Source organism: Collinsella bouchesdurhonensis, from assembly GCF_900155365.1.
Classification (GTDB): domain Bacteria; phylum Actinomycetota; class Coriobacteriia; order Coriobacteriales; family Coriobacteriaceae; genus Collinsella; species Collinsella bouchesdurhonensis.
Genome location: NZ_LT699742.1, coordinates 100,762 through 113,473 on the forward strand (window position 1 = coordinate 100,762; position 12,712 = coordinate 113,473).

Consider the following 12,712-nt stretch of genomic DNA (forward strand, 5'->3'; position numbering starts at 1 on the left):
CTTATGAATATTCTCTTGCATGTTTGTTTCACGTAAAACATAATGAGCAATAGAAATTGAATTGTTTCACGTGAAACATGGGTCTGATGGTTAGAAACCAATCGTTTCGCATGAAACAATATGATCACTCAAAATGAAGTTCAATTAAACAAGGAGGGTGACGTGGGCTTTAGAGACGTTAAGCGATCTAAAAGCGCAAAAAACACGCGTGTAATTGCGATCATCAATCAAAAGGGTGGCGTAGGTAAATCCACTACGGCAGTAAATCTAGCGGCAGCGCTCGGTGAGCAAAATAAAAAGGTGCTCATTGTGGATTTTGATCCGCAGGGAAATACAACAAGCGGCTTTGGAATCGATAAAGAGCAGCTTGAGGCGTGTGTTTATGATTCGCTTCTTCATGATGTTCCCGCTGAGGAGATTATTCAGTCCACCGAATGTAAGCGAGTGTTTGTAATTCCTGCAACTATCCAGCTTGCTGGTGCAGAAATTGAACTCGTTTCTGCAATGGCGCGAGAAACACGCCTTAAGGATCTTCTAGAACCGATTGTTGATGAGTTTGATTTCATCTTTATCGATTGCCCTCCGTCACTTGGACTTCTAACGATTAATGCATTGACAGCGGCAGACAGCGTGTTAATTCCAATTCAGTGTGAGTACTACGCGCTCGAGGGAGTTACAAAGCTTCTGGAGTCGATGCGCATGGTTAAAACGCGTATCAATAAAGAGCTTGAAACCTACGGCGTTCTTCTGACGATGTACGATTCTCGTACTTCGCTTTCAAATCAGGTTGTTGATGAAGTTAAGGGATTCTTTGGCGATAAGGCGTTTAAAACCTGTATTCCGCGATCTGTAAAAGTATCCGAGGCTCCCTCTTTTGGAATGCCAGTGATTACTTACGCACCAAACAATAAGGGTTCTAAAGCATACATGGATCTTGCCAAAGAGGTGATTCGTCGTGCCTAGTCCTAAGAAGAAACAGGCGCTTGGTCGTGGTCTGAACGCTTTAATGGGTGAAGCTCAAACTGAAACCGGGAGTGTTGCGTCTGATACGCTTATAGATATCACTAAGATTCAACCCAACCCCAATCAGCCTCGCACGCATTTCAATGAGACTCTTTTGCAGGAGCTCAGCGAGTCTATTCGGGAGAATGGTGTATTGCAGCCGTTGCTGGTTCGCAAAAAAGGACAGAAATACGAAATCATTGCTGGAGAACGTAGGTACCAGGCATCGAAGTTGGCCGGTATCGAAAAGCTTCCCGTGATTATCAAAGACGTTGATGATCAAAAGATGCTTGAGCTTGCTTTGATTGAAAATCTGCAGCGTTCAGATTTGAATCCCATCGAAGAGGCTAAAGGATATAAGCAGCTTCTAAAGGAAAGCGGAATGACTCAAGAAGCCCTTTCTAAAGCTGTTTCGAGGTCTCGTTCTGCGATCACCAATTCGCTTCGCCTTCTCGATCTTCCTGATGAAGTGCAGCAATTTCTCTTTGATGGAAAGATGACAGCCGGTCATGCGCGAGCAATCCTCGCAGTTCCCTTTGAGGATGCTAGGATTCGTCTTGCTCAGAAGGTTGTAAATGAGGGATTGTCTGTTCGTGCGACTGAAAACCTTGCTCCGTTGTTTTCTGTCGGAGAAGAGCCTAAGAAGCCTAAATCTGTGACACCACAGTCGTACAAGAAGGCGGCACGCGCTTTGCGTCAAGTTTTTAATACAAACGTTAAGGTGAAGTCGTCGCGTGGGAAGAACAAGATTGAAATTGAGTTTAAAGATGAGGAGGAACTCTCGCAGATTCTATCCGTTGTTATGAATAGTGCGGAGGAATAATGAAAAAGATAATTGGATATCTTGGCCTTGGTGCAATTGTTGTTGCTGGATCGCTCTTTGGCTATAAGATTGCGACTGATAACGAGTTTCGCGGACGATTGACGCGCGGAGCACAAGATATGTATAAAGAATCAAAAAAGAAGGTTGATAGTGTTACGGAAGATGTAGCATTAAAGACAGCGCAAATGACCAAAAATCCAAAGGTAAATCAGGACTGGGTTTCCAACCAATGGGATATGATCGGTTATTAAGGTACCTTACTATATACAAGCTCGTTTATTAAGTTGAGTGAATAAAAGGGATGAGGGCATCAGCTCCATCCCTTTTTTGTAATCAATCCCGCATGGATAACAGAGTGAGCAAAGAAAAAAATGCCGTCGCTCAATCGCGAGCGGCGGCATTACATGTTTCATGTGAAACGATGTTTAAGATTCGTTGCTCTTGAAGCGACGCTGCTTAAGCTGGCCGCACGCGGCATCGATGTCTCCCCCGCGTGAATTGCGGATCGTAGTTTCAACACCGTGCTTGGATAGACGACGCTGGAGCTCTTCGACCTTTGAGATGGGAGAAGGCTTGAGTGGGCTGCTCACGATGTTGTTCAGTTGGATAAGGTTGACGTGACAGAGTGTCCCCTCGCAGAACTCAACAAGAGCATTCATCTCGGGATTGTTGTCGTTGATACCGTCAATCATGGCGTATTCATATGTGGGCCTACGGCCAGTCTTTTCGACATAGAGCTGGATTGCTTCGTGAAGACGCGGCAGAGTGAACTTTTTAACGCCGGGCATCAACTGGTTGCGCGTAGATTGAATGGCAGAGTGCAGGGAAATGGCGAGGGTGAATTGCTCGGGAAGGTCTGCAAAGCGACGGATTCCGGGAATAATACCGCTGGTAGAAACGGTAAGATGGCGTGCTCCGATAGCGAGGCCCTCAGGGTCGTTAAGGGTGCGAAGCGCTTCGAGAACGTTATCAAAATTATTGAAGGGTTCGCCCTGCCCCATAAAGACGACACTAGTCACGCGCTCGCCAAAGTCCTGAGAAACGTGAAGAACCTGGTCGACAATTTCGCGGGCTGTAAGGGAGCGAGTGAGGCCGGAGAGTCCAGTTGCGCAAAAGGCGCAACCCATTCCGCATCCAGCTTGGGTCGAGACACAGACCGAGAGTTTATTGCGCGTGGGCATACCGACCGTCTCAACGGAAACGCCGTCAGAGAACTCAAGAAGATACTTACGCGATCCATCGCGGGAAACCTGCTTAACGATTTCCTTGGGAGTGTTGAAGCAATACTCTTCCTCGAGCGCAGCACGGAGAGTTTTGGGAAGGTTCGTCATTTCGTCAAACGAACATACGTTCTTAATAGAAATCCACTCATGCAGCTGCTTAGTGCGAAATGCGGGCTGACCGCATGACGAGACAATCTCGGCGAGTTCGGCATAGGTAAGATCACGAATATCCCGTTTACGGACAATCTGCTCCATGATGCCCCTTTCAATACGCTACAAAACAAAGTTACTTCTACAATAAAGTATCTCTGCGAAATAAAAGGAGCAGGGAGGCGCGAGATACGTAAAAGTACATCGTGTATGAGGTCTTTTTTGCTGTTGAGTGGGGGAACGATGCAAACCCAGGCCATCGATAAGAATCTTCGCATTGCAGTTCTTGCGGGGGGGAGCTCATCGGAGCGAGAGGTTTCGCTCAAATCGGGTGAAAATGCAAGAGATGCCCTGCGGGCAGCTGAGTTTAAGAAGGTTGACCTGCTCGATCCGGCAGACAAAATGTTTATAGACTGCATTCGCGACTACGACTTGGCGTTTCTTGCCATGCATGGAGCCGGTGGCGAAGATGGGGAGATTCAGCACGTTCTCGATTATCTGGGTATCCCCTACACGGCGTCAGATGCGTTTTCGAGTGCGTGCGGCGCGGACAAGGACGTCTCAAAGCTCATCTATGCCAATGCGGGCATTCCTATCGCAAAGGGCGTTACCTTGAAGAAGGACGATCCCATAACCGTTGAGGATATCGTTGCGGTTGTGGGGGAAGAGAGTTTCGTGAAACCAGCGGTAAATGGATCGAGTTACGGCATCTCTCTTGTTAAAAATCCTTCGGAACTGCCTTGTGCCATTGAGAAGGCGTTTAAATACAGCGACAAGGTTCTTATCGAGCAGCGCCTCGTGGGCACCGAGATTACCGTTGGAGTATTTGGGGACAGCGAGACGCTTAAGCCCCTTCCGGTTGTTGAGATTTGCTGCCCTGAGCAGAGTGATTTTTACGATTTGGATGTGAAGTATGTCGACCCCACCGATATTCATCGCATTCCTGCCAGGATTAGCAAAGAAGATTACGAAAAGGCGCAAGATCTAGCCTGCCGTGCCCATGAGGCTTTGGGTTGTTTTGGCATTTCACGCAGTGACTTTATCGTGACGTCCTCAGGACCTGTTATTCTCGAAACCAATACTATTCCCGGCATGACCGATGCCTCGTTGTTCCCAGACGAGCTGCGTCATGCCAACATCGAGTTTTCCGATGCTTGTGCGAGCTTGGTTGAGATGGCTCTTGCGCGAGCGGGAAGGCGATAAGGAGAAATACAGCCCTTATGCTCATGAAAGACGCGGTTTTACCCGGTACACCCGATTATGTGATCGAAGCATACGAGACGCTCGCCGATCGCGCGAAAACGCGTTCTTTTGGACTGATAGAAGATGATGTGATTGTTCTCGATACCGAGACGACCGGACTTTCGCTGCAGGACAATAAGCTGATTGAGATATCTGCAGCCCGCATGCACGGCCGCGAGGTGGTAGAGAGATTTGATACTTTTGTTCATCCGGGCTGCCCAATACCGGCGGAAATCACGCGATTGACAAGCATCACCGATGCCGATGTTGTCACCGCGCCGAGTGCCGAAGAGGCAGTAGCGGCGCTGGAAGAGTTTGTTGGGGGATGCCCCGTCATCGCTCATAACGCGACATTCGATAGGTCCTTTATCGAATCGGTAAAGGGCGGAGTGCGCGTAAGTGACATCTGGATCGACTCCCTTGCGCTTTCTCGTATAGCATTGCCGCGTCTTGCTTCCCACAAGTTATCGTTTATGGCCGATCTGTTTGGTTGCGATGCGGTATCTCATCGTGCGGATGCGGATGTTGAGGCGCTGTGCGGTGTCTGGCGCATTCTTCTTACGGCGTTGGCCGACTTGCCTGCGGGTCTTTTATCTCATCTCGCCGACATGCATCCAGATGTCAGCTGGTCGTACCGTCCGATTTTTTCCTATCTTGCGGCGGAAAATCCGGGTGCCGCTTTCTCCCTGGTGGCGGAGAGACAGCGTGTTGTTCATGCCGATCTCTCCCCCGAATGCGTCGATGCTGATGATGCGCCAAACATCGAGATGCCCTCGCGTGAAGAGATTGAGGCGGAGTTTCTTCCCGGCGGTAAAGTCGCATCGATGTACGAGGGGTTTGAAGCTCGCGCCGAGCAAGTTGAGATGGCGCAGGAGGTGCGCGATGCCTTTGCATTGCGCGGACATCGCGTTATTGAGGCCGGAACAGGCGTCGGCAAATCGATTGCATACCTTTTGCCCGCGGCGGAGGCGGCAAAACGCAACCATATCACCGTTGGCATCGCCACAAAATCGAACAATCTGGCCGATCAGCTCATGTTCCACGAGCTTCCCAGGCTAGCCGCACAATATAATGGCGACCTTTCCTTTACCGCGCTCAAGGGTTACGACCACTACCCCTGTTTACGCAAGCTTGAACGTCTGAGTCGCTCATCGAGCGAAATCAAAACGGATAAAGACCCGGCGGATACTCTCACGGCAATTGCGGTTATTTATGCCTTTGCCTGCCAATCTCCCGATGGGGACCTTGATGGAGTGGGCATACGCTGGCGCAGTGTGAACCGCGGCGATCTCACAACTGCATCGCGTGAGTGTGCGCGACGCCTCTGTCCGTTCTTCCCAGACGGTTGTTTGGTTCATGGTGCACGCCGCCGCGCGGCCCGTGCCGATATCGTGGTCACAAACCATTCTCTTCTCTTTAGAAATGTCGCGGCGGACGGAAAGATTTTGCCTCCCATTCGTCACTGGATTGTCGATGAGGCCCATTCGGTGGAGCGTGAGGCGCGCAGACAGTGGGCTCAAACGGTTTCTGCCGATGAATCCCGGACGGTCTTTGAGCGTTTGGGTGGCGAGCGCATGGGCGCCCTTGGGCAGCTGACGCATCAGCTTGCCGGGTCGGATGCGGCGACGCTCTATATGGGTCTTACGGCAAAAGCGGTGGTGAGCACGCGCCGCGCTTCGCTTGCCATGGTTAATTTATTTGATGCTGTCCGTGACCTTTCGCGTACTCAGCGCGGGGGTTCCTACGATATGGTCAACCTTTGGATCGGTCCCGATTTGAGGGAAAGCGCGGCATGGGACGAATTCCTCGCCCCGGCAAATACGGCGCTTTCTGCTCTCGATGAGGCAGCAAAGAATTTAGCCTCACTGGTGGAGGCCGTGGTTGCAGATAAGCCGGACCTTGTTGTTGAGGCTGCCGACGGCGCACGCCGCCTTAAAGAGATGAAGGAAACCCTTTCCCTTATCGTTGAGGGTACCGACGAGCGCTATGTGTTCTCGCTGCGGGTGAATCGTCGCCTCAAGGCGGGTGGAGAAGCGCTTTCTGCCGAACTTCTTGACATCGGGGAAGCGCTGGCAGAGCGTTGGCTTCCGGAGATGCAGTCGGTCGTGTTTACTTCTGCAACTATTTCGATTGCGGACAATTTTTCTCACTTCACAAAGTCTGTCGGCCTCAATCGTCTTCCCTCGGGATTAACCAAGACCGTGCATTTGGATTCAAGCTATAACTTTGATGAGAACATGACGGTTGTGGTGGCGGGCGATGTTCCCGACCCGCGAAGCCGCGATGCGTATCTTGATACCTTGGAAAAGTTGCTCGTCGATGTGCACCTTGCCATGGGCGGATCGGCACTGACGCTATTTACCAATAGGCGAGACATGGAAGACCTCTATGCTCGCGTGGAACCAAAGCTCGCGGCAGAAGGCCTGGAGCTTGTGTGTCAACAGCGCAATTCTTCGCCGCGCTATCTTCGCGATCATTTTATTGCAGAGAAATCGTCGTCTCTTTTTGCCTTAAAAGCATTTTGGGAGGGTTTTGATGCCTCGGGTGATACGTTGCGTTGCGTGGTGATTCCCAAGCTCCCCTTTGCGAGCCCCACCGATCCGTTGGCTCAAGAGCGAGATCTTCGCGAAGAGCGGGCCTGGGCACAGTATGCATTGCCCGATGCGGTGCTTGAGGTTAAGCAGGCGGCGGGGCGTCTTATCCGTACGTCCTCGGATGTAGGGGTCCTTGTGCTTGCCGATTCCCGTCTGGTGACAAAGGGATACGGGAAGAAGTTTTTGCAATCGCTTCCAACTTCTGGATATCAAAAAATCGAGTCCAATCAGGTTGGACGCTATCTTGAGTTGTGGCGGCGCGCGAGGTCGAAGTAATCTTACGGTTCGGGGAGGATCAAGCGCTCTGCATAGGATATGAATTCCGTGCGCAGCTCTTGGGGCTCCAAGATCAAAAGGTTGCCCGCTGCAGCAAGAACCTGGTCAAACAACCAAGATTTAGAGGCCAGATATATTTCGAGTACGACCGTCTCGTCATCTTGGTCTTCGGTGCGCATGATACCGGACCAGGTGATGAGGGGCAGGTAGGACTTGTTGCATCGCACCAGCGCCCGGACACCTGATTTTTCGAGACTTTCCTGTATATCGGTCCGATCAAACGGGTGATGTATCGCCGATTCTTCCGTCACCTCGAGAGAGGAGATGCGGTCGAGGCGGTACTTACGCTGTGCGTCCTGCTCGACATCCCAAGCATCGAGATAGGTCGCCGATTCCTCGCTCACCAGACGGTAGGGATCGATGGTGCGAACATGTGGCTCCTTTTCATCGATAGAGCGATACCCCATACGGAGTCGCACGCCATCCTCGATCGCTTCGAGTAGTTTTTGATAGAACGAACCGTAGCGCGCTGGTTCTGCTAGGGAAATCATCTGGGTTTGGAGTTGCGACGGGTCATCGAGTGCCGCCTGGATGCGAAGACGGGTGCTTTGATCGATATTCAGCGAGGCGAGAACATATCTCAATACGGCAGCGTCATTGATAGAGAGCCTCAGCGGCACGAGGCGGGCGGCATCTCCGCCGAGAGATATTGTTTTTTCGTCCATATCGATAATGGCCCTCACGCCAGTGGAGCGGTCCGAGAGGCTCGAGACGATTTCGACGATTCGATCGAGATCGGAAACTTGGACCCCTAGTGCAGAACAGGCACGGGCGATGGATACCGATTGGTTTGGCGCAGCGGTGAGCAGTTGAAGGAGTCTGATGCCGCCGGCGACGATTTGATCGGCTTTAAGTTTAGATTCGGCCATGGGCCTCCACCGCCTTGGTGATTGTTGAGTTCCAAAGGGAAACGAGGGACGCCGGGGAACAGGGACGCATGCCAAGGGAGGCGTTTTTAAGGGCCATGGCTACGGCGGCGTCTGGATTTTTCACTGCGATGTTCCAGCGCAAGGATTTATCCGGCTGTATTTCAAGCGTTCCCCTTCCATGTGTGAGCACCTCGATTTCTCCAGCTACGGATTGTGCGGGAAAAGCGAAGGTCGCTTGAATTTCCTCCTCATCGCCTAAATCGAAGGGGAGAAACTGAAAAGCGCTGAGGGAAAAATCATGGGGGATGGTGTAGGATCCGCGGGGCTTGTTCATGCGTGTGACGCGGTCGGTGCGGAAGGTTCGAACCTTGCCGGAAAGGTTGTCGAGACCGACGAAATAGCACTGATTTGCCTGGTTAACAACGCCGTAGATCGATACCGTTCTCTTGGATTCTTTCCCCTTTGCATCTCGATAGCAGAAGGGAAGGGACTTTCGTGAACAATAAGCTGCCCACACGGTATCGAGCACGTTTTGAATCTGCTCGTTTACCTGCTCGACATCATCGACGCTCTCGTCCTGCTCGGCATCGGTATCGATTGCCGCTGCGACGGCTCGGATGCGCAGCAATGCGGAGCGGAAGGATATCTTTGTACGCGCCAGATACTCATCGACGGCATGTACGAGCATATCGGCGTCATCTTGGGTGACGACGGCTGTATCTATATGGGTGCGTTCGCGGTCGATCTCCCAGCGGCTCTCTTCGGTTTCGCTGGCTCCACTCTCTTTAACTTCACGGATGTGGACACCGTACTCTTCGAGTTTTTTGCGATCGCGTTGGAATTTTTTCTTTTCGCTCTCAATACCCGCCATTCCATACCCAAGATCGCTATCGGTGATGATCTCGGTGGTTGTGAGGGGTCTCGAGGTGCAATTTAGGATAAAGAGTAGGTTGAGAATGCGCCGAGCGGATTCATTGCGCTCATTTGAGCCATCCATCGAATGAATTGTTGTTTCAGCCATAAGATGCGCAACCCCTTCCGCAGCGGACCATCTCGTCGCAACGGCACCATTTTAATCGATATGGAGTCTCGCGGGGAAAATGTGCCAAGGGGGCTGGCATCCGGGCTCGGCGCTGCAGCTAGAGATAAGTAAGGGTATACTTTCGCCTATACAGGCTTACCGTGGGAGCGGTATGCCTGCATGCATTAAGCAACCGCGATATGGAGCCCTACATGGCTAACAGTAAAAAATATTTGAATCATCTTCTGCAGCGCACGGAGATTACCCCTGCCTGCAGCGAGGAAGAACGCACCGCTGCAGATGTCATCGCACGTATTTTCACCGACCACGGTTTTAATCCCGAGATACAGGAATTTACCGCTTCTTCGTCTCGAAAAAACGTTTCTGCCATTGCGGGAATCGTACTGTTTGTTGCCACGCTTTTTATGGGAATCGGCGGGGCATTGGGTATTTTTGGCTTCCTGCTTGTTCTTGCGTTGGGCGTTCTGTACGTGCTTATTCGTTTGGATAAGATCTCTGTCCCTGCGATTGGGGCAAACGGTCTTTCTCAAAACGTTATCGCCTATCATCAGGCATCTGGCCCCCTTGCTTCTCCTCGCAATCGTCCGGTTGTCGTAGTTGCGCATTATGATTCTTCTCGTGCCGATCTTTTGAGCCGCGAACCGTTTGCAAGCTATCGTGCGCTTATCAACAAGCTCTTCCCGGTTGCTATGGTGCTTCCTGCAGCCGTTGCCATCCTTCGCCTGCTTCCTCTCCCGGGTGCTCTCAAAGCGGTACTTTGGGTTATTGCCATCCTGTTCTCCTTAATTCCCCTTTTGCGTTCTGTTGCGTTTCTTTTTGATCGCTTTGCCATGCCCTACACCACGGGTGCAATCTGCAACAAATCCTCCGTGGCTGCCATGCTGGGCGTTATGGACACGGTTGCGCCGTCGTCTCGTGCCGATGAATTCCCGGAGGATGTCCCATTTGAGGAGTATTTGGATTCGCTGAGCGGTGCGTATCAGAGTTCCTATACGGCAGAAGTCGAGGACGAGCCTCTTTACCAGGAAGAATCCGGGCAGGCAGAGCTTGGTGATGCTGAGGCGAGCACTGCAGACGAGATGCCCATTTCGCAACCGCAGTTGCCCGTTCAGGAGGAACCGGTTGTTGCTTTTGAACAGCCGGAGCAGGATTCCTCGGTGGCTACCGAGGAGACTCAGGCTGACGATGAGACGGTCGACGATACATTTGCCAATGACGATCTCTTGCCGGTGGATAGTACTCCCGCTGCGACCGATGCTGTTGCGGATACTGTTGCAGATGCTGCGGAGCAGGCGCCGGTCTTGCCTCTTAACGCTGCTGGCAATTTGCGATTTGGCAAGGACACCATTCGTGCTCTGGGCATGATTCCTGCCGAGTGCGACCTGGAGTACGATGAGGGTCAGTTCCCCGTGGATGAGCCCGCTGCCGCTTCGGTGGATAATCTCGTTGTTGCTTCCGTGGATGAGCCTGTTGTCGCTTCCGTGGATGAGCCCGTTGCCGTTCCTGTCGAAACGCAGGGTGAGGAAGCGGTCGAGGAGACTCCCGGCGCGGTTTCCGACGAACATGCCGATGCCGTTGCTGCGCCTGTCCCCGCTCCCGCGGTCGTCCCGATTGCTCCTTCGCTGTTTGACGAAGAGGTGACCGAAGAAGAGGAGGTCCTCGCGATTCCCGCCGTTGTGGCAGAGCTTGCCGATGGCGAGAATACAGAGACTGATGAAGCCGCAGATGAGCCGGCTGTCTTTGATGAGCAGGTTGAAGAACAGGCCGATGAAGAGTCCTTCGACGCCTCACAGACGTCGATTGTTCCGCCCATTCCAAACGAGCTTGTTGAAGATCAGCCCGTCGATGCCTCTCAAACTTCTATTGTGGCTCCCATTCCGGATGAGCTTGTTGAGGAGACTCCCCTGCCTGCCGCCTCCGAAGAACAGCCGCTTGTGCTTACGGGCGAAGAGGATTTTGAGGAGATCATCCCCACTGATGATATGGAGATTGTCGAGGCCGATTTTGAGCTGGTCGAGGACGAACCTCTCCCGCTCGATGAGGTTGATCAGCCTGCGGAGGAGTCTGAGGACGGCATCGCTGCTGAGGATGTTGCCCAACATGAGGCGGACGAGGTCGAAGAGGAGCAGGTGCTGCCCGCGCCCGATGAGACGGTTTCCGTTGATATGGCTCAGGTAATGGATGAGCAGGAAGATAACGTTGAACAAGGGAACAACGACGTGCCTTTGACCGATGGCTCCGAAGGGACCACTGTCGAGTCTACGCAGGTCTTTGTTCCTGTAGAGGAGATTTCGGCTGGGGGCACACAGGCCATCCCCGCGCAGTCTCAGGGGACCCAGGCCATGCCTGTACAGCATCAAGGAACCCAGGCTATGCCTGCACAGGTCGAGACCGTCGATTCTTTGATGGCGCAGATTACTCCCGCACCGGCTCCGGCACCGCGTCCCCAACGACAGCTCAATATTCCGTCGCTTGATTCGGTTCCTGCATCCCCCGCAGTGGCGTCAACTCAAATCCCGCCGGTGACTCCGACGGTTCGTGCGAACCCCATGGCAAATCGGTCTTCGCTTTTTGACCTGCCCGATCCTTCCGCCAAGCCGGTGGATCCTTTCTCCTCCATTCCGGCTCCAGTTGACATGGACCAGCCCGTCGCGGCAAAGCCGACGTTTACCGTTATTGATTCGACTGATGTGGTGTCGCCTGTCCCGCAGCAGCAATTCGAGACCATCCATGCGGTGACTCCTGTGTCCGCCACTCCTGCCAAGAAGCGTCGTGGCTTGTTTGGACGCAAAAAGAAGGAAGAGACCAGCATGAGCGATTGGCTCGGCGTGGATGAGGACTTCGATGCGAAGCGTTCTGGCCGCGACATTGGTTCGTGGGATAACTTCGAAGGCGACGATGGCTGGAAGGGCGGTGCCGCTGGCGAGGGAAATGAGGATGAGCTTCGCCAGGCAGTGACGTCTTTGGGAGACGACGAGCTTTTGGGTCACGACATCTGGTTTGTTGCAACCGGCGCTACCGAGAACGACAATGCCGGCATGAAGGCGTTTCTCGATGAGCATCGCGACAAGCTTCGCGGTGTCTTTATCATCAACCTCAAGTGCGTGGGCGCCGGCCAGCTCTCCATGATTACGACTGAGGGCGAACATCGTACTTTGAAGGCCGACAGGCGCATCACGGGTCTCTTCTCGCGCGTGGCGTCCGATTTCCATCGTCCGCTCGCTTCGGTCGAGATGCCCTATGTCGACACCGATGCGCACGCCGCAATGGAGAGGAGCCTGCGCGCAATGACGCTTGCTGGCGTTGAGGGGTCGAGTTTTGCTTGCGCTTACACCGAGCAAGATCATCCCATCAATCTTAATGCCGACAACGTTAACTACGCAGCCGATTTGGTTACCGAGGTTATTCGTAGATCGTAGGCTGTTGTCAAA

The 12,712-nt window shown here is 52.7% G+C and carries 9 protein-coding genes; 6 read left to right on the plus strand and 3 right to left on the minus strand.

Going from position 1 to position 12,712, the window contains the following annotated elements:
• Nucleotides 1-162: 162 nt before the first annotated feature.
• From BQ9843_RS05430 to BQ9843_RS05440, 3 genes are read left to right on the plus strand one after another with little or no spacing between them, the layout of a single operon-like run.
• Nucleotides 163-963, plus strand: a complete 801-nt coding sequence (locus tag BQ9843_RS05430) for a ParA family protein (RefSeq protein WP_075844209.1) — start codon at nucleotides 163-165, stop codon at nucleotides 961-963.
• Nucleotides 964-1,006: 43 nt separating this feature from the next.
• A complete protein-coding gene (locus tag BQ9843_RS05435; protein WP_075844330.1) occupies nucleotides 1,007-1,825 on the plus strand; it encodes a ParB/RepB/Spo0J family partition protein in 819 nt (272 codons plus the stop codon).
• Nucleotides 1,825-2,076, plus strand: coding sequence for a hypothetical protein (locus BQ9843_RS05440; RefSeq protein ID WP_075844210.1), 252 nt, complete (start codon nucleotides 1,825-1,827; stop codon nucleotides 2,074-2,076). The genes BQ9843_RS05435 and BQ9843_RS05440 overlap by 1 nt, the downstream gene beginning before the upstream one ends.
• A 174-nt stretch (nucleotides 2,077-2,250) precedes the next feature.
• On the opposite strand, the gene rlmN is transcribed toward BQ9843_RS05440, so the two are convergent.
• Nucleotides 2,251-3,303 carry a dual-specificity RNA methyltransferase RlmN gene (rlmN, locus tag BQ9843_RS05445; protein ID WP_075844211.1) on the minus strand — a complete coding sequence of 351 codons (1,053 nt, stop codon included), beginning with the start codon at nucleotides 3,301-3,303 and terminating at the stop codon, nucleotides 2,251-2,253.
• 138 nt (nucleotides 3,304-3,441) lie between these two features.
• Here rlmN and BQ9843_RS05450 point away from each other — a divergent pair, with 138 nt between their 5' ends.
• Both BQ9843_RS05450 and BQ9843_RS05455 read left to right on the plus strand, forming a co-directional pair.
• A complete protein-coding gene (locus tag BQ9843_RS05450; protein WP_075844212.1) occupies nucleotides 3,442-4,401 on the plus strand; it encodes a D-alanine--D-alanine ligase family protein in 960 nt (319 codons plus the stop codon).
• A 17-nt stretch (nucleotides 4,402-4,418) separates the two neighbouring features.
• A complete protein-coding gene (locus tag BQ9843_RS05455) occupies nucleotides 4,419-7,310 on the plus strand; it encodes a helicase C-terminal domain-containing protein (protein WP_075844213.1) in 2,892 nt (963 codons plus the stop codon).
• Nucleotides 7,311-7,312: 2 nt separating this feature from the next.
• Here BQ9843_RS05455 and BQ9843_RS05460 read toward each other — a convergent pair whose 3' ends face one another.
• Nucleotides 7,313-8,239, minus strand: coding sequence for a WYL domain-containing protein (locus BQ9843_RS05460; protein ID WP_075844214.1), 927 nt, complete (start codon nucleotides 8,237-8,239; stop codon nucleotides 7,313-7,315).
• Nucleotides 8,226-9,260, minus strand: a complete 1,035-nt coding sequence (locus BQ9843_RS05465) for a helix-turn-helix transcriptional regulator (protein ID WP_083647940.1) — start codon at nucleotides 9,258-9,260, stop codon at nucleotides 8,226-8,228. Before BQ9843_RS05465 ends, BQ9843_RS05460 begins: the two co-directional genes overlap by 14 nt.
• A 212-nt stretch (nucleotides 9,261-9,472) precedes the next feature.
• On the opposite strand from BQ9843_RS05465, the gene BQ9843_RS05470 reads away from it, so the two are divergent.
• Nucleotides 9,473-12,700: a hypothetical protein gene (locus BQ9843_RS05470; protein ID WP_075844215.1), complete on the plus strand. Its 3,228-nt coding sequence runs from the start codon at nucleotides 9,473-9,475 to the stop codon at nucleotides 12,698-12,700.
• The last annotated feature ends 12 nt before the right edge of the window (nucleotides 12,701-12,712 follow it).

What these genes read in the sequence shown, in the direction of transcription:
- BQ9843_RS05435 (WP_075844330.1), top strand. Translation starts at nt 1,007, where the DNA reads ATGGGTGAAGCTCAAACTGAAACCGGGAGTGTTGCGTCTGATACGCTT.
- BQ9843_RS05440 (WP_075844210.1), top strand. Translation starts at nt 1,825, where the DNA reads ATGAAAAAGATAATTGGATATCTTGGCCTTGGTGCAATTGTTGTTGCT.
- rlmN (WP_075844211.1), bottom strand. Translation starts at nt 3,303, where the DNA reads ATGGAGCAGATTGTCCGTAAACGGGATATTCGTGATCTTACCTATGCC.
- BQ9843_RS05450 (WP_075844212.1), top strand. Translation starts at nt 3,442, where the DNA reads ATGCAAACCCAGGCCATCGATAAGAATCTTCGCATTGCAGTTCTTGCG.
- BQ9843_RS05455 (WP_075844213.1), top strand. Translation starts at nt 4,419, where the DNA reads ATGCTCATGAAAGACGCGGTTTTACCCGGTACACCCGATTATGTGATC.
- BQ9843_RS05460 (WP_075844214.1), bottom strand. Translation starts at nt 8,239, where the DNA reads ATGGCCGAATCTAAACTTAAAGCCGATCAAATCGTCGCCGGCGGCATC.
- BQ9843_RS05465 (WP_083647940.1), bottom strand. Translation starts at nt 9,260, where the DNA reads ATGGCTGAAACAACAATTCATTCGATGGATGGCTCAAATGAGCGCAAT.
- BQ9843_RS05470 (WP_075844215.1), top strand. Translation starts at nt 9,473, where the DNA reads ATGGCTAACAGTAAAAAATATTTGAATCATCTTCTGCAGCGCACGGAG.